Below are 20,485 nucleotides of genomic sequence, written 5' to 3'. Positions count from 1 at the left end.
GGAGAGAGTTGTAAGCAGACGCGACTGATGTGCGAGCAGCACGGTGTGTTGGCGTGTGCTTACAACGCAGAGCCCCCCTTTCCTCATCCCGGACAAGTGAGGCGGAAGCCGAGCGCTGATCCGGAATCCAGTGCTACAAGCGACGCGAAAGCGCCCCTGTCTTTTCTTTGTCCTTCCCCGTTCTTCACCACTTCGCCCATTTCCCCACTCGACAGATCGCCTCCCCGGCGCTAGGGCATGCGCCATGACACTGCTTGCCCTCGATACTGCGCTGTCGCGCTGCTCGACCGCCGTCCTGAAGGACGACGGCACGCTCACGGCTCTGAGCGAAGAACTGGGCCGCGGCCACGCGGAGCGGCTGGCGGACATGGTTTCCGAAGTGATGGCCGAAGCCGGTGTCGGCTTCGCGGATCTCAAGCGCATCGCGGTCACCGTCGGCCCGGGAAGTTTCACCGGGTTGCGCGTGGCGCTGTCGCTGGCGCGCGGCTTTGCCGTTGTCTGGCCGGCGGAACTGGTCGGCGTGACGACGCTTGCCGCGATCGCTGAGGGAGCGCGAAAGACGGCGGGAGAAAACCCGCTGGCCGTCGCCCTGCCTGCGCGTGCCGGCGAGGTCTATGCCCAGCTTTTCGACCCCGACGGGGCGCCCGTCGGCGAGCCCGAGGCGATCGAGGCGAAGACCTTTGCCGAACGCCTGCCAGCTTCCGCCCGTCTTGTGGGAGCGGCGGCAGACCGGATCGCGGAAATTCGCCCTGAACTCGAGATTGTCGATCGAACACCTGCGCCTGATATCGCCTCCGTGGCCCGGCTCGGTCTGAGCGCGCTGGAAGGCGCACCCATGCCGCTCTACCTGAAGCCGCCGGACGCCAAACCGCAAACCCGTTTCCGGATCGCGCACAAATGATAGGCGGCTGGTTCACCTTCCTTCCCCCGCGCATCGAGGACGCCGAGCGCGAAGACGTTTCCGATCTGGCGGATCTGCAGGGTCTGTCGTTCTTGCGTGAATGGAGCGAGGGGGAAATCGCCTTGCTGATGGCGGGTACTGGCGTTTTCGCCCTGGTGATCCGGCGCGGTGCGCCCACCGCCTCGCGCCGTTCCATCGGGTTCGTACTGGTGCGTGCGGTTGCCGATGAGGCCGAAATCCTGACCATCGCCGTTCACCCGCGCTGGCGCGGGCGCGGCCTGGGTCAGAAGCTGATGGAAGCGGCCATGCGAAAGCTCTATGCCGACCGCATCCTCAAGATCTTCCTGGAAGTAGAATCCGGCAACGAGGTTGCGCGCGCCCTCTATGAAAGGCTGGGGTTCAAGGTCGTGGGCGAGCGCAAGGGCTACTACGCCGCTCCGGAGAGCGCAGTACCGGATGCAACTCCGGCCACCGCCCTGATCATGCGCCGCGAGATGACGCCGCCGCCCCGTCCCCGGAAAGGGACGCGTAATGGCGGGCCGGAGCCCGACAAGGCCGCGTGACCGCGGCGCAATCGGGTCCGGTCGGCCGCGCCGGATCTATCGGCGCGCGCAGATTTGCGGTTTGACGCGCTGAACGTGCGCGGCTATGGCAGATCAGGACTGCCGTCGTGCCGACTCTCATTCCAGACCATGCCCGAGAATTCCAGGAGAAGATGACGCCATGCCCGTCCTGCGCGCCAGCCTGGCGATTGCCGTTTTGACGGTCGTTACCCTGATTCTGCTTCCCGTTCAATGGCTTGCGGTTCGTTTCGAATGGGGGATCCGGCGCACCGTGCCGGTGCTCTTCCACCGCATCGTCTGTCGGCTTCTGGGCGTGCGGGTGATCGAGCGCGGCCGCATGGCGCGCGAGCGGTCGTTGTTGCTGACCTCCAATCACATGTCCTGGCTCGACATTCCTGTGCTGGGCTCGCGCGTGCCGCTGTCCTTCGTCGCCAAGTCGGAAGTGGCGACCTGGCCGATCTTCGGCATCTTCGCGCGCCTGCAGCGCTCCGTCTTCGTCGACCGTCAGCGCCGCTCCGCGACTGGCCGCACCATGTCCGAAATCGCCCGCCGCATGACCGACGGCGACGCCATGGTGCTGTTTGCCGAAGGCACCTCATCCGATGCTGCTACCGTCCTGCCCTTTCGCACCGCGCTGATCGGCGCCGCGCAGGCCGCGTTGGCCGGAGACGGAAACAGCGGGGCGACTGTGTGGGTGCAGCCGCTTGCCATCGTCTACACCCGGCTTCAGGGACTGCTTCTCGACCAGCGCACCCGCCCGCTCATCGCCTGGTATGGCGACATGGACCTCGCCCCCCATCTGTGGCGTCTCCTGAAGAAAGGAGCCGTCGATGTGGAGGTGATCTGGGGAGAGCCGGTCGCCGTTGCTCCGGGCTCCGATCGCAAGGCGCTTGCCCGGCAACTGGAAGAGGCGGTGCGCACGGCGGTCACCGACACCCTGTTCGGCCATCGCGACCGCAGCGCGGAATCCTCGACGGCCGGGGAAAACGAGGATCGCGGGTGAATCGTTGCCGCGTCGCAATAAGCGCCTATTCTCAACTGCGACAAAAACCGATAGTGCTGGGGTGAAAGAAAGCCGCCGGCAGTCTGCGCTCTCCACAAAAGAGCCTGAAATCTCGCCGATAGTGAGTGAGTGACAGCGATTGAGGGGCGGGCGCATGGCGATCCGCCGTTTTGAACATACAGTCCCAACAGCCCCGGTTCCGACTTCTATGAGCGAAGCAAAGAAAGTCTTCGTGCGGACCTATGGCTGCCAGATGAACGTCTACGATTCCGATCGCATGACGGATGCGCTGGCGCCTGTCGGTTACCGCACCACGGAAAATCTCGACGAGGCGGATCTCGTCATCCTTAATACCTGCCACATCCGTGAAAAGGCGGCGGAAAAAGTCTATTCGGAGATCGGCCGCATCTGCAAGGTGAAGGATGTGCGCGCCGGTTCAGACCGGCCGATGACGCTGGCGGTTGCCGGGTGCGTCGCGCAGGCCGAGGGTGAGGAGATCATTCATCGCGCGCCCGCCGTGGATCTGGTCTTCGGCCCGCAGAGCTATCACCGCCTGCCGGAACTTCTGAAACGCGCCAATAACGGTGCGTGCGTGGTGGAGACGGACTTTCCCGCCGAGGACAAGTTCGAGGCCCTGCCCGCCGAGGCCGCAACGCGCAAGCGCGGCGTGACGTCGTTCCTCACCGTGCAGGAAGGTTGCGACAAGTTCTGCACCTTCTGCGTAGTGCCCTATACGCGCGGCGCGGAGATCTCGCGCCCCGTTTCCCAGGTACTCGACGAGGCGCGTCGGCTGGCGGATGCGGGTGTGCGCGAGGTGATGTTACTCGGCCAGAACGTTAACGCCTATCACGGCACGGGGCCGGACGGCGGCGACTGGGGGCTCGGACGCCTCCTGTTCGAGCTTGCCGAAATCCCCGGTCTCGACCGGCTGCGCTACACGACCAGCCATCCCCGCGACATGGATGACGAACTGCTCGCTGCCCATCGCGATCTCAGCGAATTGATGCCCTATCTGCACCTTCCGGTGCAGGCTGGCTCCGACCGCATTCTGGGGTTGATGAACCGCAAGCACACCGGCGAGGAATATGTCCGCCTGGTGGAGCGCATCCGCGCCGCGCGCCGCGATATCGCGCTGTCGGGCGATTTTATCGTCGGCTTTCCCGGCGAGACGGAGGCCGATTTCCAGTCGACCCTCGATCTGGTCGAAGAGGTTGGCTACGCCTCCGCCTTCTCCTTCAAGTACAGCCCGCGCCCCGGCACGCCCGGCGCAAATCTCGACGAGCAGGTGGCCGAAGAGGTGAAGTCGGAGCGGCTTGCCCGTCTTCAGGCGGTGCTCGCCGACCAGCAGCGCGCCTTCAACGCCTCCAAGCGCGGCACGCAGATGGACGTCCTGTTCGAAAAGCCCGGCCGTTTCGAAGGTCAGCTCGGCGGCCGCTCGCCCTGGCTGCAGGCGGTGCATGTGGATGCCCCGGCCGAGCTTCTGGGCGAGATCCGGCGCGTGGTGATCGATGATGTCGGCCCCAACAGCCTGGTCAGCCGTCTGCTTGACAAAAGTGCAATGATGGCCTCATCGGGAGAGCCTACACAGGAACGAGGTCGCGCGGTGGCCGATGTGGGAGGCGTAGCTTGACGGCGGAAATCCGCGATAAGGACGTGCAAAACAGGCAGGGTACCGACGAGATGGTTCCCGCTTCCGACATGACCCATATGGTCATCGCCTTCGATGACAACCGGTTGATCGGCGATCTGTTCGGTCAGTTCGATCAGAACCTGGCGCTGATCGAGCGCCGTCTCGGCATCGAGGCGATCGGACGAGGCAATCAGGTGACCATCAAGGGCTCTCACGATGGTTGCGATCAGGCCTGTCTTGCGCTGGAAGCTCTCTATCAGCGCCTGCAGCAGGGCCACGAACTGCATCCCGGCGACGTGGAGGGCGCGATCCGCATGGCGTCCGCCGAAGCCGGTCAGCTCGCGCTGCCCACGCTCGAGCCGCGTTCGCGTCTGGCGTTTGCCCAGATTTCCACCAAGCTCAAGACCATCGTCGCGCGCACCCCGGCGCAGGACGCCTATATCCGGGCGATGGACCGCGCCGATCTGATCTTCGGCATCGGTCCGGCCGGCACCGGCAAGACCTTTCTCGCCGTGGCCTATGCCGCCGCTCTTCTGGAGCGCGGCGAGATCGACCGGGTGATTCTTTCGCGGCCGGCGGTGGAGGCGGGCGAGCGGCTCGGCTTTCTGCCCGGCGACATCAAGGAAAAGGTCGATCCGTACTTTCGTCCGCTCTATGACGCGCTTTACGAGATGATGCCGGGCGAAAAGGTGGAGCGCGGCATGATCTCGGGCGTCATCGAGGTGGCGCCGCTGGCCTTCATGCGTGGCCGCACGTTGTCGAATGCCGTGGTGATCCTCGACGAGGCGCAGAACACCACCGCCATGCAGATGAAGATGTTCCTGACCCGGCTTGGCGACAACGCCAAGATGATCGTCACTGGCGATCTCAGCCAGGTCGACTTGCTGCGCGGCGTGATCTCGGGCCTGCGCGAGGCGCTCGACGTGCTCGACGGCGTGGAAGGCATCGCCCGCGTGCGCTTTACCGAGCGCGACGTGGTGCGCCACGAACTGGTCGCGCGCATTGTCGCGGCCTATGACAAGGCGGGCGCGGCTGCCCACGAGGCCGCGGCGGAGAATGCGCCGCGTGTGCCCAGAGCATGACAACTTTTCCGATATTGCGCCCGACGGGGCCGAAAACCGAGGCTTGAACGACGTGATTGAGGTGAGCGGCGTCGATGCCGGTCTATCCGACGACATCGAGATCGATCTGACGAGCAATGTGGATGGCTGGCCGGACGAGGCGATCCTTGCGCCGCTGGCTGCGCGCGCCTTTGCCGCAGCGAGGTGCGAGGCGGATTTGCGCTATTTTCCTGGATCCGAATTGAGCCTGGTCTTTTCCGATGACGCAGCGGTTCAAATTCTGAACCGTGATTATCGGAACAAGGACAAGCCGACGAACGTGCTCTCCTTCCCTGGTGGGGACGAGGAAGGCCCTGTTTTCGGGCCTCTTTTGGGAGATATCGTTCTGGCGCGCGAAACGGTGATGCGCGAGGCGAAGGCCTCTGGGCGAGGGTTCGATGAACAACTCGTTCACTTAATTATACACGGAATCCTTCACCTTTTCGGGTATGATCACCAAATTGACGAAGAGGCCGTAATAATGGAAGGCCTTGAAACGCGGATTCTGGCAAGCCTCGGCATAGCCGACCCCTACCGGATAGATCCGTAAACGTAGGACAATCCCGATCCCCCTGGCGGGACTGAACGAGACGATGACATTGCCTGAGTGTCCTTCTCCCGAGCCTTCTTCGCCCGAAGAACCGGGCCAAAGTTCCACCGCGCCGGCCTCCCCGAATGAGGCGGATGCCGAGCGCGACTCCCGCCCTTGGTTATCGCGGCTGGTCAGCCAGCTCGTGCTGCGGCGCAGCGGTTCCTTGCGGGAAAACCTTGAACATGTTCTGGCCGCCGATTACGGTGATGCCACCTTTTCACCGGAAGAGCGCGTGCTTCTGGGCAACATCCTGCGTCTGCGCGAAGTGCGCGTGGACGACGTGATGGTGCCGCACGCCGATATCGACTCGGTGGAAGAGAACATCACGCTCGGTGTGTTGATGGAGGAATTCCGCACCTCCGGTCATTCGCGCATGCCCGTCTATCACGACACGCTCGATGATCCGCGCGGCATGGTCCACATCAAGGATCTGCTGTCCTTCTTCACCGATGCGATGGTCAGCCTGCCGCGCAGCGGCGAGGGCGAGGCATCCGGCGACACTCCGGCCAATGAGGCAGACGGCGCCGAAACGACGAGCAGTTTCAATCCCTGCTACCTCGATCTCTCCCGTCCGCTCTGCGAGCTTGGCATCATCCGCCCGGTTCTCTTCGTGCCGCCGTCGATGCGCGCGGCCGATCTGATGGCCCAGATGCAGGCCTCCCGCGTTCAGATGGCGCTGGTCATCGACGAATATGGCGGCACGGACGGGCTGGTCTCGCTGGAAGATCTGGTCGAGACGGTCGTCGGCGACATCGAGGATGAGCACGACGAGGACGACGAGCCGATGCTGGTGCACCAGGGCAATGACGCTTGGATCGCCGATGCCCGCGTCACCGTCGAGGATCTGGCGGTCGAACTCGGCGAGGGCTTCGACGTGAGCGCCTTGTCGGAGGAAATCGACACGCTGGGCGGTTTGCTGTTCACGATCGTCGGCCGCGTGCCGGTACGCGGCGAGCTGATCTCCACGGAATTGCTGTCGGGCCTCGAATTCGAAGTGACCGACGCCGACCCACGCCGCGTGAAACGCATCCGTATCACCCGCGTGGGCTCCGAGCAGCCGATCCCCGAAACACTCCGCCGCATCGTCCATCTGAGCCGTGAGGATCAGGCGGCGGAGTAGGGCGGCGGATAAAATCAGCCGGGCGTGTTCCATGCGACCGGCATCTTCGTTTCGGTTCAGATCCTGCTGCGTTTGCCGGTTGATGTCATCAATCCGATGAGACCGGCCAACAGAATGACGGTGCGGCCTGCGGTGAAAACCATGCTGCCGCCGAGCAGGCCGAGGGGACCGGACGCAAACCCCAGAAGAAGCACCAGACTGCCGCCCGCCACGTAGCCGCCGAGGAAGAAGGCCGCGTTGACCTCCGCGCGCTTGTCGTTCGGGGCCGTTCCGTTCAGCAGCACGAGACCGGCATATTGGCTCAGGCTTTGACCGAACCCCATCATCACCGCCGACACGATGAAAAGCGTCACGGACACCTGCGCCTGGGCGAGAATGACGGCGATCAGCGCAAGGAATGTCAGCGTGATGCCGATCTTGCCCGCGATGGCGGGGCGGATGCGCTTGAGCGTCGTCTGACACAGGGCCCCCGGCCCCGAAGACCAGAAAACTGATCGCACCGGCCAGAAGCGCGCTGTGATAGTGCAGTGTGTTGGCGATCATGCTCGGGGCGAGGGAGATGAACAGGGCTGAGCTGGTAAGAGGTCTGGCAAACGTCAGGAGCGCGGTGACTATGATCGCGCGCCCTTTCTTCGGCAGTCCGGGCAGTTGCAGGCGGTCGCCGGATCCGGGTTTGGGAGCCTGCCGAGGCAGCCAGATCGACAAACAGCGTGCCGAGCACAACGATTGCCACCGCGAACACGACAAAGACCAGATGCGTCGGCCAAGGGGCGTATTGCACGAGAGCGCCCGACATGAGGGGGCCGAGGCCGAAGCCGAGGATCGTGCCGAGACTTGCGTAAAGCGCCGGGTAGGCATCGTTGCGCGCATGTCCGGCGCGGATGATGGCCGCCGTTCCCGCGCTGAAGAAGGCGCCCGCGGTCAGGCCGATCAGAAACCTTGCAATTTCAAGCATGAAGGGGCTCGCGGCGAAGGCAAACATCGCATTGGCCAGCAGCGATATCGCCAGCGCCGGCAGCAGAATGGCGCGCGGCCCGTACGTATCAGTCAGCGCTCCGCATGTGAAAAGCGAGATCAGGACGCCGACATTGTAGCAAACGAAGATCGTGCTGATCGTACTGGGCTGGAAGCCCAGCGTTTCCTGCCATAGCGGGTAGAGCGGGATCGGCGCGTTTGCGGCCAGATGGTCAGGATCGTGGCCGCGACGAGACTGTAGAACGGCGGCAGGCGCACGGCAGCGGACGTTGTTCCGGGTATCACGGGATGTTTCTCGACAATGGGGTGTCGTTTCGGCCCGCTTGAAAGCACGTGCGGGACGATCTATAATTCGATTAATATCAAACTTCGATTTTAATCGAATTATTCTGATGATCGAACAATTGCAAGGGGCTTCAACCAGGGGGCACAATGGACATGCTGAACGACAATGCCGAGGCCCGGGACGACGCGGCGGACCCACTGGATGCCATCGAGTTGCAGGAAATGCTGCTCGTTCTCGGCGATCCGGTGCGCTTCAAGATCGTGAAGGGCCTTGCGCGGCTGGGAGAGGCGAACTGCACCCGACTGGACCTGCCGGTGAGCAAGTCGACGGCAACCCATCACTTTCAGGTGCTCAGGAATGCAGGCGTGATTTCGACCCGCAACGAGGGCACGGCACGGCTAAGCACCTTGCGCGAGCGCGAGATGGAGCGGCGCTTTCCCGGTTTCTTGAAAGCTGTTCTGCAGCAGCAGGATTGAGCTCGTTCGGCACGCCCGATCATGGATCGACCGCCGGACATGCGTTGATGCCCCGTCCCTACCCGATCCGGTAGACCCGGCGTTTGGAATCCGGTCCCGTCCATTCCAGGATTTCTTCCGCCACCATTGGGGCGGAGAAATAGTAGCCCTGGACGATGTCGACGGAGCTTTCCGCCTGCAGATAGGCGAGTTCCTCGGTCGTCTCCACGCCTTCCGCCACCGTCTGCAGGCCGATGGCGTGGGCCAGCTTCTCGATGGCGCGCAGGATGCGCTGGTTGACCGGGTTGTTCTGCACGTTGGTGATGAAGGAGCAGTCGATCTTCAATTCGTCCGCCGCAAGCTCCGCCAGAACCGAGAGCGAGGAATACCCCGTCCCGAAATCGTCGATTACAACCCGGATGCCCGCCGCGCTCAACATTGGCTGGATGAGGGCGTGGAACTGCGGGGCCTGCACCATCGCGTCTTCGGTCAGCTCCAGGATCAGACGGCTTGCCCGCCCGGTGCCCGCAACGCGGGCCACCAGTTCCGACATGAAGGTCGGATCGTTTGCCTGAACCCCGGCAATGTTGAGAGAAATCGAGGTGTCGGGGCCGAAACGCGGGTCGAGCACGTCGAATGCGGCAAGCGCATCCTCCGTTACCGCGAAGGTGACGGCGTTGAGCAGCCCCAGTTCGGTCGCCGCGCGGATGAATTCGGCGGGTGAGCGCAGCGTTCCGTCCGCCTCGCGCCAGGGCCTCGAAGCCGACGACCTTGCGATCGGCGATGCGCACCTTGGGCTGCAACGCCGCCTCGAAGGCCTTCTGTTCCACCGCCTCGCGCAGCAGCCGTTCCAGCTGCATGGAGCTGTAGAGATCGCATCTCCTGCGAGAAGAAGAAGGCCGCCCCGCGCCGCTCCGCTTTGGAGCGGTACATGGCGAAATCCGCGTTGTGGCGCAGTTCCTGGAAATCCCGGCCGTTATATGGGCACAGGTTGACGCCGATGGAGGTCGTTCACCTCGATGGGCGTATCGCCCAGCACGTGAACGGCGCACCCGCTCCGCCGCACTTTCCTCATCCTCAAGCCGGGTGATCAGCATGACGAACTCGTCGCCGCTGATCCGCGCCACGCAGTCCTGTTCGCTCGCCGCCGACATGCAGGCAGCCAGCCGCTTCAACAGCGCATCGCTGGTCTCGTGGCCGAAATAGTCGTTGATCCGCTTGAAGCGATCGACATCGATGAAGACCAGCGCGATCAGCTCGTTCGATCACCGCTCCGCCAGCGCCTTGCTGCCGAACTTCTCCATCTTGGTTCGGTTGTCGACGCCGGTCAGATCGTCGTGATAGGCGCGATGTTCCAGAATGCGCGTCAGTTCCTGCAGCCGCTGGTTTTCCGTCTCGCTCAGGTGGCGACGGCGGATGCTGAGCGCATGGGAGGCCAGCAGCGCGAACCGCTCGCCGAGCGCGATGTCGTCGCGCGAAAATCCGTCCCGTCCGTGTGCGCGCAAGAGCGCGATCACGCCGCGCTTTTCCTCAAGGCGGATCGGCAGGAAAAGGGCCGGCTGGTTCGTCGTCACCAGCGCCGGGCGCCCGGGAATGGGGGGGAAAGGGTGCTGCCCTCGATCAGCGCTGCTACCCGTCCCCCCATGACCTTGCGCATGAGTCTCGTCTTTTCCCAGCGCGTATCCATGAGTTCGTGCGCGGTGGAGGCGATGTAGTCGAGGGTGTCATCCTCCTCGACACCAGCGCGGAGGCGATCTCGAAATCGAAGACGTCGCGCAAGGCGGCGAAGACGATCTGAAAGGGATCGTTGCCGTCATCCAGCGCCAAGAGCGATTGCAGGGCGGAAAACAGCAGTTTCGCCTGGGATGCCTGGATGTACAGCGACGTGTTCTCGTGCTGAAGATCCAGCAGGATGTCGCGCGGCGTTTTGATGGACTGGATCCTGTGCATGGCTCAGGCTCCGAACACGATGGCTGAAATCATCAGATTGCCATGCTTGTTGACGCCGAGGACGGGCCCCTGTTCGCCGAAGGTGAAACAGACCATGGTCGGGGTGTCGTGAAGTTCCGTTTTCAGGCAGTCCGACAGATCCGCGATGTGCTCGTTGACCGCCATGCGGCACCCGCCGCAACAGACGACCAGGGCTGCGGCCGGCGGATGATCCGGGATCTGTTTCACGATCTGGCGTGAAACGCGGCCTGTGCGCTGGATCAGATGTTCCGCGTTCCCCCCGCATGCAGTAGATTTCGCTGCCTTCCTCCACTTCCGCAAAGGTCGTCAACGCCCCGTCGGGGCGGATGCTCTGCGGATGGACCAGCAGAAACTGGTCGACGCCCTTTTCGTTACCGGCGAAGATCGACAGTGGCGCCATGTTCGTCCGGGCCAGCACATTGCCGCCCTCTGCGAGCATCTCGCTCAACTGTCCGTCGATCCAGCCGTTATAGACAGAAGCCGCGGGCTTCCCGTTGATTTCAAGAATGGTTCGGCTGCGGCGCGGGCCTTCCACCTTGGTGACGCGCCCGCCGTCGATCCGCGTAACGGGGCCCGCATGGCCCTTGGGTTCATAGCCACCCTGGAACCCGTGGCCGAGCGGCTTTGAGGGAAACAGCACGCATACGACCACCGAGTCCTGCGTCACCCCGTCCCTGGAGATCTGGCTCCACCGGCCTTCCATGCACTCGTCCGCCGAGCTTCCGCCGACGAGCGGACAACGGTTACCGACCACGCGCTTGAGCCCGGCGATCACGTCTTCCTCCTGACCCGGCGCCTGATAGGTCCAGATCAGTTCCGGCAGTTCCCCGGTGCATTCGGCATTTTCAAGCGCCGTGCGCAGGGCCGCTTCGGCGGCTCCGGCCGGATCATTGCCAAGCGGTTGGGAGGCGGCTCTGAAATCGCCGTCCGGGTCCTCGATCAGCAGCATTCCTGCCGATTGCCGGGTGTGCGGGCCGTGCTGGTCCATCACGCCGCCCGAAGAACTTCCCCCGATCAGTGCCGCATCCGGAAAACGGTCCACGGCGAGTCGGGCGATCAGGCTGCCGTCGTGATCCGGGCCGTAGAAGGCGAAGACGAGATCCGCGTCAATGTCGGTCTTGTCGAGTTCGCTTCTGAATTGCGAGTAAAGAGAGTCTGGAGATTTCGCATCGACGATTATGGAGGCGGCCCGCATTTGACAGTCCCGGCGCGCTGAAAACGAGGAAAGGGTCGCGCAAGTCGCACTCCGCCGGTTCCGATGGAACGAACCGGTCGGGAGCCCCGCGCATGCCCTCGGCTAAATCACGACGATAGCCTCGGTGAGGCTCAATCCAAGCCTGCGTAGCATTGAAACTCTAATATATTCCTTTCCCTCCCTGCGATATTCGTGTCCTTGCAAAGGAATGGGCTCGTCCTTTTGAACGAACGGGCATGTCCCTGCGAGGGAACCGGTCTGCGGGCCCGCCCCCAAAGGGGCGCACTCTTGACCGCATGTATCCGCCCGCGCACATCATGCGCTCGCCTGCGCAAAGATTGATTCGGGACGTTTTGATGATCCAGAGCCTGGTCGATGGGCTGATCTTGAGCTGGGGTTGGCGGCGCTGGGGCGCGGCCTTCGTGCTGGGCTGCCTCGCGGCTCTGTGTCAGGCGCCCTTCGACTTGTTCTTCGTTCTGTGGCTGTCCTTTCCCGGTTTGGTCTGGCTGATAGATTCCACCGTGGCGAAAAACGAGGGCGGAAAGTCGCGCGCGCTAAGGGCTGCGGCCGCCGTCGGCTGGTGGTTCGGCTTCGGCTATTTCCTGGCCGGACTGTGGTGGATCGGCTCCGCCTTTCTGGTGGAGGCGGATGATTTCGCCTGGATGATGCCCTTCGCGGTCCTGGCCATGCCGGCGGGACTGGCGCTCTTCTGGGCAGGGGCTGCGGTGGTGGCCCGCCTCCTCTGGATCGAAGGTCCGCTGCGCATCCTCGTGCTGGCCGCCACCCTGTCGGGAGCGGAATGGCTGCGCGGCCATGTGCTGACGGGCTTTCCATGGAATGCCATCGGCTACGGTTTCGCCGCCAACACGCTGATGATGCAGCCCGCCGCGCTCGTCGGCATCTACGGTCTCGGGTTTCTCTCCGTCCTGGTCTTTGCCGCGCCCGCAGTGCTGGCGGATGCCGAACGTCTGCTCCATCGTTTCGCGTTCCTCGGCGCCGTTGCCCTGCTCTTTGCCGCAAGCCTCGGCTACGGCGCCTACAGGCTGAACGAGCCGGCGCCTGCCGACGTGGCCAACGTGCGTCTGCGCATCGTTCAGCCCGATATTCCGCAGGTGGAAAAATGGGCTCCGGGCAACGTCCAGTGGATTTTCGAACGCTATCTCGATCTGTCCTCCCAGCCGCTCGGGCCGAACGAGGATCGTCTCGACAAGATCACCCACGTGATCTGGCCGGAATCGGCCTTTCCCTTCATCCTGACCCAGGAACCCGGCGCACTCGCCTCCATCGAGGCGCTGCTGCCGGAAAACACGGTGCTGATCACCGGCGCGGTGCGCGCCGAACCGGCGGCAAATGGCGGTACGCCCGGCCGCGAGGCCGATTTCTATAATTCGATTTACGTGATCAACGGCGACGGCACGATCGTCGATGCCTATGACAAGGTGCATCTGGTGCCGTTCGGCGAGTACCTGCCCCTGCGCGGTCTGCTCACCCGGCTGGGGCTTGAGAACATGGTGCGCGTGCCTGGCGGCTTCACGCCCGGTTTCCGCCATCGCGAACTGACGCCCCCCGGCGCACCGGAACTCTCGCCGCTGATCTGCTACGAAGCCATTTTCCCCGGAGCCGTGGCCGATCGCGGCGATCGTCCCGGCTCACTCCTGAACCTCACCAACGACGCCTGGTTTGGCGATGCGCCCGGACCCCATCAGCACCTTCGTCAGGCTCGACTGCGGGCCGTGGAGGAAGGCCTGCCGATGGTGCGTGACGCCAATACCGGGATCTCGGCCGTGATCGACGCGCGCGGACGTATCCGTGCGCAATTGCCGCTCGGCCGGTCCGGCGCTTTCGACGCGAACCTGCCCGGCGCCGATCTGCCGACGGTTTACGTAGAGGTCGGTGATTGGCCGCTCGCCATTGCATTGCTGCTTGTTTTCTCGGCCGCCGGCTATGCCCGGCTGCGGGCATCGACGCCGCAATTTAATTATCTGATGTGAGTGGACAAAACGCAGCAAATTGCAGGAATTGACGAGGGGGTGTTGCAGCGGGCATTATTTGCTCGTCGCACGTGACTCTGTGACGGATCCAAACACGTCTACGCATCCTGACCGAGCGTCGGGTTGTGCGAATTTTCGTGTTATGTCCAATCCGTCGCAGGTAGAGGCGCGGTTGGTAAAACAATGGAGGTTCGTAATGCCAGCACAAAAGCGCCGTTTTTACCTTGAAACCGTTCCGACGCCTTTGGCAGCGGCCGCCCAAGGCCGGGAGCGGACCCGAAGCGGTCTGGGCAATGTCCTTGAGGCATAGGCCGGTGTGTCGTCGATGTTGTAGCGGAAGAGATCGTGGTTTCTGACGGGTCGGGTTCGGATGCTGCGCGCGCCGAACCGCGAGTCGTTAAGGCGTGAGATCGGGCGGGGTTGGCGAAACAGGAAGTGTGGAGGCTGAAGAGGAGAACGTGGAGACGGATCCGCAAAGGTGAAGAGGGGAATACCCGCAACGGCCAAGGGTCGTCGCAACATGCCGTTGCCGTCACGTTCGGTCCGCTGTCCGTGCACCAGCGACTTTCATCGTCGAGGATGCTCCGGGCGAACCGGGGACTGCCGAAGACTTTGGCCAAAACAATGAAGGCGAAAAATGCCCAGTAAAAAAGCACCCAACCCCATCGACGTCCATGTTAGGAGTCACATCCGACTTAGGCGCATGATGCTCTGTATGTCCCAGGAGAAGCTGGGCGAGAGTCTGGGGATCACCTTTCAGCAGATCCAGAAATACGAAAAGGGCACGAATCGGGTGGGCGCCAGCCGGTTGCAGCACATCTCCACCATCCTGAGGGTGCCGATTTCTTTCTTCTTCGAGGACGCTCCGGGTTCGCCCGACGAGCCGGCCGGTTTCGCCGAGGCTCAGCCCACCTCCTATGTCGTCGATTTCCTGTCCAAGCTCCGAAGATCTGGCCCTCAATCGCGCCTTCGTGCGTATCGAGGACAGCCGGGTCCGCCGTCGCATCGTCGATCTGGTGCCCGCCATGGCGGGCGAGGAAAGATGAGCCGCGTTTTCATCACATTGCGTGAAATCGCCGATCGAGACGGCTCCCTTCGCATTTGCATGCGAAGGTGAGCACGGCGATCTCTACCCCGCCGGTCTCCCCTGTGCCGCAGAATTCTTCGGCTTTACTTACCATGACAAACGATTTTGCAACCTGTTCGCGGAACGGAACGGCCCTCACGGGACTTGACCTTCCTGTCAATCCCTGCAACTTCGTTTGGGCCTCCGGACGGACTCTCGTCCTTTGGCAATCCTACAAACTATTTCCCAGAAGGACCGTGAAATTGGCCCGCAAAGACTATCTCTTCACCAGCGAATCGGTGTCCGAGGGGCACCCGGACAAGGTCTGTGACCGTATCTCCGATACCGTCGTGGACGCATTCCTCGCAGCCATGTCGGAAGCGCGCGTCGCATGTGAGACCCTGGCCACCACCAACAAGATCTTGATTGCGGGCGAGACCCGCGGCCCGAAAGAGATCACCCACGAATATATCGCGCATCTGGCGCGCCTCGCGGTGAAGGATATCGGTTACGAGCAGGAAGGCTTCAACTGGGCGGCCGCAGACGTCGACGTGCATCTGCACAGCCAGTCCGCCGACATTGCCCAGGGCGTCGACAGCGCCGGCAACAAGGACGAAGGCGCGGGCGACCAGGGCATCATGTTCGGCTACGCCTGCAAGGAAACCGAAGACCTGATGCCGGCTCCGATCCATTTCTCGCACAAGATCCTCAAGGTTCTGGCGAATACCCGCAAGTCCGGTCGCGAGCCCCTGCTCGGCCCCGACGCCAAGAGCCAGGTCACGGTGAAGTACGTCGACGGCAAGCCGGTCGGCATTACTTCCGTCGTCCTGTCGACGCAGCACACCGACCCGAGCATGACTTCGGCGGACGTACGCAAGCTCGTCGAGCCCTACATCACCCAGACCCTGCCGGACGGCTGGCTGTCCAGCGAGACGGAATGGCACGTCAACCCGACGGGCAAGTTCGTCATCGGCGGTCCGGACGGCGACTGCGGCCTCACCGGGCGCAAGATCATCGTCGACACCTACGGCGGCGCAGCCCCGCACGGTGGCGGCGCGTTCTCCGGCAAGGATCCCACCAAGGTCGACCGTTCCGCGGCTTATGCCTCCCGCTATCTCGCGAAGAACGTCGTCGCCGCGGATCTGGCCGAGCGTTGCACCATCCAGCTCTCCTACGCCATCGGCGTTTCCGAGCCGCTGTCGGTCTATGTCGACCTGCACGGCACGGGCCAGGTGGATGAGGCCAAGCTCGAGAAGGTCCTGCGCGAGGTCATGAACCTGACACCGCGCGGCATCCGCGAGCACCTGCAGCTCAACCGCCCGATCTACGCCCGCACGGCGGCCTACGGCCACTTCGGCCGCAAGCCGGAAGCCGACGGCGGCTTCTCCTGGGAGAAGACCGATCTGGTGGACGCCATCAAGTCGGCCGTCGCCTGAGCCTTTCGGCACGACGGACGATTTGTGAACGGAATACGGAAAGTCGGCCCTTTCGGCCGACTTTCTTTGTTTGAAGTGGCTTTGTATAAGCTGGCCCCATGAGCGACATTTACGAAGGCGCCTTCTTCGGACGGCGCAAGGGCAAGGCACTGCGCGCCGCGCAAGCCGAACGTCTAAACACCCTGCTGCCGCGTTTCGCCGTCGACCTGGAAAGGCCGGCGCCGGATCCCTTGAGCGCGTTGTTTCCCAAGCCTGTTATCGACATCACGCTGGAGATAGGCTTCGGCGGCGGCGAGCATATGGTCCACCGTGCAGGCGAAGCTCCGTCCAGCGGCATCATCGGCGTGGAGCCTTTCGTCAACGGCATGGTCAAGGCTCTGGCCGCGATCGAGGAAAAGGGGCTGGAGAATATCCGTCTCTACGACGACGACGCCATCGATCTTCTCGACTGGCTTCCCGCCGCCTCCATCGACCGCGCCTATCTGCTCTATCCCGATCCCTGGCCCAAGAAACGCCACTGGAAGCGCCGCTTCGTCGGTCCCGCCAATCTGGATTGTCTGGCCCGCGTGCTGAAGCCGGGGGCGGAATTCCGCTTTGCCAGCGACATCGACACCTATGTCGACTGGACGCTGCGGCATCTGCGCGCGCATGAGGCGTTCGAGTGGACCGCCGAATGTGCCGCCGACTGGCGCGAGGCGTGGGCGGGCTGGCCGGGAACCCGCTACGAGGTCAAGGCGATCCGCGAAGGGCGGCGGGGATATTATCTGACGTTCCGGCGGATTTGAGCCAGAACGCGCGCCGGTTCTCTTGCGGCTCGACCAATGGAGGGCGTGGAAATCATCTGCGCACTTGCGTCGCGCACGCATTTGACTATATTCCGGCTCAAGTCCAAATTTTCCATCGGCCAATACCGGCAGTTAGAGAGTGGGTCCCGGCGGGTCCCGCTCTTTTTTATTAACCGCGACAGCCATTCGGCACGCGCCGAGCTTCAGGCCTCTCCCGGCGAGGGCGCCTATCCGCCGATGGAACGGTTGCGAAAGAGGTGCCATGTCCGAGCACGCCCCGCGAATGGTCCTGGAAAAGGGACTGGATGCCCGCATCGCCGCGATCGCCGAGCCGGTGATCGAGGATCTGGGCTTTCGTCTAGTGCGGGTGCGCTATTCGGGTCTCAACGACGGCACCCTGCAGATCATGGTCGAACGGGCCGACGGCTCCATGGACGTGGGAGGATGCGAGGCGATCAGCCGGGCGCTGTCTCCCGTGCTCGACGTGGAGGATCCGATCTCCGGGGCCTACAATCTGGAAATTTCCTCGCCCGGCATCGACCGACCGCTGGTGCGGGCGGAGGATTTCGACCGCTGGTCCGGCCACGAGGCGAAAATCGAACTCGACATGCCCCATCATGATGGACGCAAGCGCTTTCGCGGCATCCTGCTGGGTGTGAAGGAAGAGGCCGCCGGTGTCCGGATTTCGGATGTCCCGGCGGACAAGCCGGATACGTTCTGGCTGCCTCTGGGAGATATCTCGGAGGCCAAGCTGGTGCTGACCGATGCGCTGATCACGGCCGCGTAGAGTGCGGGCGTTGCGCCGGAGAGCGGCGGCAACTGAATTGGAATTCAATCGGCGCGCCGAGGGACCGGCGTGTCGGGGAGGGGCGGGGCCTTGCGAGGCTCGCACATAAACGGGAAAGGCAAGCAGTCGCGAGAAAACGGGGCAAGGCTCTTCGCGATGCAAGGAGAAGACGATGGCTGTCAGTGCGAACCGCCTGGAATTGCTGCAGATTGCGGACGCTGTTGCGCGCGAGAAGGTGATCGATCGCCAGATCGTCATCGAAGCGATGGAAGACGCGATCCAGAAGGCCGCGCGTTCGCGCTACGGGTCGGAGACCGAGGTCAAGGCGGAGATCAACTCCAAGACGGGCGAGATCAAGCTGCAGCGGCTTCTGCAGGTGGTTGAGACGGTGGAGAACATCTCCACGGAAATCTCCCTGGAAGACGCGCATGCCCGCAACCCGGAGGCCGAACTCGGCGATTTCATTTCCGAGCCGCTGCCGCCGCTCGATTTCGGCCGTATCGCCGCCCAGTCCGCCAAGCAGGTGATCGTGCAGAAGGTGCGCGAAGCCGAGCGCGATCGTCAGTTCGAAGAGTTCAAGGACCGCATCGGCGACATCGTCAACGGCGTCGTCAAGCGAGTGGAATACGGCAACGTCATCGTCGATCTGGGCCGCGCGGAAGCGATCGTGCGCCGCGACGAGCTGATCCCGCGCGAGGCGTTCCGCACCGGCGATCGCATCCGTGCCTATATCCACGATGTGCGCCGCGAGCAGCGTGGCCCGCAGATCTTCCTGTCGCGTACCCATCCGCAGTTCATGGCGAAGCTGTTTGCGCAGGAAGTGCCGGAAATCTACGACGGCATCATCGAGATCCGTTCGGTTGTCCGTGATCCGGGCTCGCGCGCCAAGATCGCGGTGATCTCGCGCGACAGCTCGATCGACCCTGTCGGCGCCTGCGTCGGCATGCGCGGCTCCCGCGTTCAGGCGGTGGTCGGCGAGCTTCAGGGTGAAAAGATCGACATCATTCCTTGGAATCCGGATGCCGCAACGTTTATCGTCAACGCGCTGCAGCCGGCGGAAGTCGCCAAGGTGGTGCTCGACGAGGATGCCGAGCGCATCGAGGTGGTGGTGCCCGACGATCAGCTGTCGCTGGCCATCGGCCGTCGTGGCCAGAACGTGCGTCTTGCCTCCCAGCTGACCGGCTGGGACATCGACATCATGACCGAGGCGGACGAGAGCGAACGCCGCCACAAGGAATTCACCGAGCGCAGCCAGCTGTTCTCCGAGGCGCTAAACGTCGACGAGATGGTGGCGCAGCTTCTGGCCTCCGAAGGCTTCTCCTCCGTGGAGGAAGTGGCCTATGTCGACCCGGACGAGATCGCGTCCATCGAGGGCTTCGACGTCGAGACGGCGGAAGAGCTGCAGGCGCGCGGCCACGAGCATCTGGAAGAGCTTGAAGCCAAGCTCGATGCGGAGCGGATCGAACTGGGCGTGGCCGACGAGCTGCGTCAGATCGACGGCATGACCACCGCCATGATGGTGGCGTTGGGCAAGGACGACGTGAAGACCATCGAGGACCTTGCCGGATGCGCCACCGACGACCTCGTCGGCTGGTCGGAGCGCAAAGACGGCGAGGTGACCCGCTTCACCGGTGCGCTGAGCGACTTCGACCTCTCCAGGGCCGAGGCCGAGCAATTCATCATGCAGGCGCGTGTTGCGGCCGGCTGGATTTCGGAAGAAGACCTGCTTGCCGAGCAGGCCGAAGAGGAAGAAGCTGTCGAGGACTACGGCGAGGGTGATGAAGAGGCCTCCGTCTTCGGTGAGGGGATCACGGCGTCCGAGGATGAAGGTCGCGATCCGGAGGCCGCCGATGGGCTCGAAGCGGCGGAGGCCGTGTTCGGCTCTCCGGCGGCCGGCAATGCCGAGGAAAGCGCTGACGACAGAGCCGAGGAAGCCGTCGACGAGGACGAGGCGCGCTGTGATAGCGCCGGGCCGGGAGGCCGTCCATGTCACGGCAGAGTGAGCTGACGGAGCGACAATGCGCGCTTACCCGCGAGCATCGTCCCGTCAATGAGATGATCCGCTTCGTCCTTGCGCCGGACGGGACGGTGGTAGCGGATCTGAAGCGGGAGCTTCCCGGTCGCGGTGTCTGGATCACGGCAACGCGGGCCGCGGTGGCGGCGGGGGAGAAAAAGCGGGTCTTTTCCCGTGGCTTCAAGGCCGATATCCGTATCGAGCCGGGCGTGGCGGATCGTGTCGAGGACCGGTTGACGGCGCTGGCGCTTGGCGCGCTGGGTCTCGCCCGCAAGGCGGGAGCCGTGGTGACCGGCTTCTCTAAGGTGGAAGCCGCACTGGAAAAGGACGACATCGCCGCGCTGGTGCATGCATCGGATGCGGCGGAAGACGGAATACGCAAGCTCGCCGCCATTCGGGTGGCGCGTTTCGGACCGGCTGGCGGGCCCCCGGTCCTGCGCTCGTTTACCTCCGGCCAATTGGATTTGGCATTGGGGCGGGCAAATGTGATACATGCTGCAATTCTCGCGGGCCGGGCGAGCAGAAGTTTCATGGCGTGTGCTTGCGCGCTGGACAGGTTCCGGGCAGATTCCGCCGCGAACGAACCGGCGACGGACGGTAGCTAGGGCGCCAGAA

At 63.5% G+C, this 20,485-nt stretch carries 20 protein-coding genes and 1 pseudogene; 17 read left to right on the top strand and 4 right to left on the bottom strand.

Going from position 1 to position 20,485, the window contains the following annotated elements; genetic code table 11:
• Window positions 1–244 precede the first annotated feature (244 nt).
• The 7 genes from tsaB to QNJ43_RS08595 all read left to right on the top strand — a co-directional run bounded on the left by tsaB (window position 245) and on the right by QNJ43_RS08595 (window position 6,909).
• Window positions 245–901 carry a tRNA (adenosine(37)-N6)-threonylcarbamoyltransferase complex dimerization subunit type 1 TsaB gene (gene tsaB / locus QNJ43_RS08625; RefSeq protein WP_300469113.1) on the top strand — a complete coding sequence of 219 codons (657 nt, stop codon included), beginning with the start codon at window positions 245–247 and terminating at the stop codon, window positions 899–901.
• Window positions 898–1,464 (top strand): GNAT family N-acetyltransferase, encoded by a 567-nt coding sequence (locus QNJ43_RS08620; RefSeq protein WP_300469111.1) that lies wholly within the window; start codon window positions 898–900, stop codon window positions 1,462–1,464. The genes tsaB and QNJ43_RS08620 overlap by 4 nt, the downstream gene beginning before the upstream one ends.
• Window positions 1,465–1,624: 160 nt before the next feature.
• Window positions 1,625–2,467, top strand: a complete 843-nt coding sequence (locus tag QNJ43_RS08615; RefSeq protein WP_300469109.1) for a lysophospholipid acyltransferase family protein — start codon at window positions 1,625–1,627, stop codon at window positions 2,465–2,467.
• Window positions 2,468–2,675: 208 nt separating this feature from the next.
• On the top strand, window positions 2,676–4,097 hold the full coding sequence (gene miaB / locus QNJ43_RS08610) for a tRNA (N6-isopentenyl adenosine(37)-C2)-methylthiotransferase MiaB (protein ID WP_300469107.1): 1,422 nt from the start codon (window positions 2,676–2,678) through the stop codon (window positions 4,095–4,097).
• 50 nt (window positions 4,098–4,147) lie between these two features.
• Window positions 4,148–5,179 carry a PhoH family protein gene (locus QNJ43_RS08605; RefSeq protein WP_300469159.1) on the top strand — a complete coding sequence of 344 codons (1,032 nt, stop codon included), beginning with the start codon at window positions 4,148–4,150 and terminating at the stop codon, window positions 5,177–5,179.
• A gap of 43 nt (window positions 5,180–5,222) precedes the next feature.
• Window positions 5,223–5,747, top strand: a complete 525-nt coding sequence (gene ybeY, locus QNJ43_RS08600; protein WP_300469104.1) for an rRNA maturation RNase YbeY — start codon at window positions 5,223–5,225, stop codon at window positions 5,745–5,747.
• Window positions 5,748–5,931: 184 nt separating this feature from the next.
• The gene (locus tag QNJ43_RS08595; RefSeq protein WP_300469102.1) at window positions 5,932–6,909 is read left to right on the top strand and encodes a hemolysin family protein; all 978 of its coding nucleotides are present in this window, start codon (window positions 5,932–5,934) and stop codon (window positions 6,907–6,909) included.
• A 56-nt stretch (window positions 6,910–6,965) separates the two neighbouring features.
• Here the strand turns inward: QNJ43_RS08595 and QNJ43_RS08590 are convergent, their stop codons facing one another.
• Window positions 6,966–7,409 (bottom strand): hypothetical protein, encoded by a 444-nt coding sequence (locus tag QNJ43_RS08590; RefSeq protein WP_300469098.1) that lies wholly within the window; start codon window positions 7,407–7,409, stop codon window positions 6,966–6,968.
• Between the two features lie 32 nt (window positions 7,410–7,441).
• On the opposite strand from QNJ43_RS08590, the gene QNJ43_RS08585 reads away from it, so the two are divergent.
• Entirely contained in the window at window positions 7,442–8,059 is a 618-nt protein-coding gene (locus QNJ43_RS08585; protein ID WP_300469095.1) for a hypothetical protein, read from the top strand.
• Window positions 8,060–8,322: 263 nt separating this feature from the next.
• A complete protein-coding gene (locus QNJ43_RS08580) occupies window positions 8,323–8,646 on the top strand; it encodes a helix-turn-helix domain-containing protein (RefSeq protein ID WP_300469093.1) in 324 nt (107 codons plus the stop codon).
• 58 nt (window positions 8,647–8,704) lie between these two features.
• Here the strand turns inward: QNJ43_RS08580 and QNJ43_RS08575 are convergent, their stop codons facing one another.
• Window positions 8,705–9,403, bottom strand: a complete 699-nt coding sequence (locus QNJ43_RS08575) for an EAL domain-containing protein (protein ID WP_300469157.1) — start codon at window positions 9,401–9,403, stop codon at window positions 8,705–8,707.
• Window positions 9,404–9,573: 170 nt separating this feature from the next.
• Between QNJ43_RS08575 and QNJ43_RS08570 the strand changes: the two genes are divergently transcribed.
• A complete protein-coding gene (locus tag QNJ43_RS08570) occupies window positions 9,574–9,831 on the top strand; it encodes a hypothetical protein (RefSeq protein ID WP_300469091.1) in 258 nt (85 codons plus the stop codon).
• Window positions 9,832–9,890: 59 nt separating this feature from the next.
• Here the strand turns inward: QNJ43_RS08570 and QNJ43_RS08565 are convergent, their stop codons facing one another.
• Together QNJ43_RS08565 and QNJ43_RS08560 are read right to left on the bottom strand one after the other, a co-directional pair.
• The gene (locus QNJ43_RS08565; RefSeq protein WP_300469089.1) at window positions 9,891–10,199 is read right to left on the bottom strand and encodes a hypothetical protein; all 309 of its coding nucleotides are present in this window, start codon (window positions 10,197–10,199) and stop codon (window positions 9,891–9,893) included.
• Window positions 10,200–10,438: 239 nt separating this feature from the next.
• Window positions 10,439–11,791 (bottom strand): FIST N-terminal domain-containing protein, encoded by a 1,353-nt coding sequence (locus QNJ43_RS08560; protein ID WP_300469087.1) that lies wholly within the window; start codon window positions 11,789–11,791, stop codon window positions 10,439–10,441.
• 356 nt (window positions 11,792–12,147) lie between these two features.
• Here QNJ43_RS08560 and lnt point away from each other — a divergent pair, with 356 nt between their 5' ends.
• The 7 genes and pseudogenes from lnt to QNJ43_RS08525 all read left to right on the top strand — a co-directional run bounded on the left by lnt (window position 12,148) and on the right by QNJ43_RS08525 (window position 20,475).
• On the top strand, window positions 12,148–13,782 hold the full coding sequence (gene lnt / locus QNJ43_RS08555; protein ID WP_300469085.1) for an apolipoprotein N-acyltransferase: 1,635 nt from the start codon (window positions 12,148–12,150) through the stop codon (window positions 13,780–13,782).
• A 637-nt stretch (window positions 13,783–14,419) separates the two neighbouring features.
• A pseudogene (locus tag QNJ43_RS08550) lies at window positions 14,420–14,828 on the top strand (helix-turn-helix transcriptional regulator).
• Window positions 14,829–15,111: 283 nt separating this feature from the next.
• Window positions 15,112–16,284: a methionine adenosyltransferase gene (gene metK, locus QNJ43_RS08545; RefSeq protein ID WP_300469083.1), complete on the top strand. Its 1,173-nt coding sequence runs from the start codon at window positions 15,112–15,114 to the stop codon at window positions 16,282–16,284.
• A gap of 98 nt (window positions 16,285–16,382) precedes the next feature.
• Window positions 16,383–17,069, top strand: a complete 687-nt coding sequence (locus QNJ43_RS08540; RefSeq protein ID WP_300469081.1) for a tRNA (guanine(46)-N(7))-methyltransferase TrmB — start codon at window positions 16,383–16,385, stop codon at window positions 17,067–17,069.
• A gap of 262 nt (window positions 17,070–17,331) precedes the next feature.
• A complete protein-coding gene (gene rimP, locus QNJ43_RS08535) occupies window positions 17,332–17,856 on the top strand; it encodes a ribosome maturation factor RimP (RefSeq protein WP_300469080.1) in 525 nt (174 codons plus the stop codon).
• Between the two features lie 172 nt (window positions 17,857–18,028).
• The gene (gene nusA, locus QNJ43_RS08530) at window positions 18,029–19,864 is read left to right on the top strand and encodes a transcription termination factor NusA (protein WP_300469078.1); all 1,836 of its coding nucleotides are present in this window, start codon (window positions 18,029–18,031) and stop codon (window positions 19,862–19,864) included.
• Window positions 19,843–20,475: an RNA-binding protein gene (locus QNJ43_RS08525; RefSeq protein ID WP_300469077.1), complete on the top strand. Its 633-nt coding sequence runs from the start codon at window positions 19,843–19,845 to the stop codon at window positions 20,473–20,475. The genes nusA and QNJ43_RS08525 overlap by 22 nt, the downstream gene beginning before the upstream one ends.
• Window positions 20,476–20,485 lie beyond the last annotated feature (10 nt).

Origin of the sequence: Breoghania sp. (genome assembly GCF_030066895.1) — a bacterium.
GTDB lineage: Bacteria > Pseudomonadota > Alphaproteobacteria > Rhizobiales > Stappiaceae > Breoghania.
Note: the sequence above shows the minus strand (reverse complement) of the source record. Positions and strands in the feature narration are given on the sequence as shown.

What these genes read in the sequence shown, in the direction of transcription:
- tsaB (WP_300469113.1), top strand. Translation starts at nt 245, where the DNA reads ATGACACTGCTTGCCCTCGATACTGCGCTGTCGCGCTGCTCGACCGCC.
- QNJ43_RS08620 (WP_300469111.1), top strand. Translation starts at nt 898, where the DNA reads ATGATAGGCGGCTGGTTCACCTTCCTTCCCCCGCGCATCGAGGACGCC.
- QNJ43_RS08615 (WP_300469109.1), top strand. Translation starts at nt 1,625, where the DNA reads ATGCCCGTCCTGCGCGCCAGCCTGGCGATTGCCGTTTTGACGGTCGTT.
- miaB (WP_300469107.1), top strand. Translation starts at nt 2,676, where the DNA reads ATGAGCGAAGCAAAGAAAGTCTTCGTGCGGACCTATGGCTGCCAGATG.
- QNJ43_RS08605 (WP_300469159.1), top strand. Translation starts at nt 4,148, where the DNA reads ATGGTTCCCGCTTCCGACATGACCCATATGGTCATCGCCTTCGATGAC.
- QNJ43_RS08580 (WP_300469093.1), top strand. Translation starts at nt 8,323, where the DNA reads ATGCTGAACGACAATGCCGAGGCCCGGGACGACGCGGCGGACCCACTG.
- QNJ43_RS08560 (WP_300469087.1), bottom strand. Translation starts at nt 11,791, where the DNA reads ATGCGGGCCGCCTCCATAATCGTCGATGCGAAATCTCCAGACTCTCTT.
- lnt (WP_300469085.1), top strand. Translation starts at nt 12,148, where the DNA reads ATGATCCAGAGCCTGGTCGATGGGCTGATCTTGAGCTGGGGTTGGCGG.
- QNJ43_RS08540 (WP_300469081.1), top strand. Translation starts at nt 16,383, where the DNA reads ATGAGCGACATTTACGAAGGCGCCTTCTTCGGACGGCGCAAGGGCAAG.
- rimP (WP_300469080.1), top strand. Translation starts at nt 17,332, where the DNA reads ATGTCCGAGCACGCCCCGCGAATGGTCCTGGAAAAGGGACTGGATGCC.
- nusA (WP_300469078.1), top strand. Translation starts at nt 18,029, where the DNA reads ATGGCTGTCAGTGCGAACCGCCTGGAATTGCTGCAGATTGCGGACGCT.
- QNJ43_RS08525 (WP_300469077.1), top strand. Translation starts at nt 19,843, where the DNA reads ATGTCACGGCAGAGTGAGCTGACGGAGCGACAATGCGCGCTTACCCGC.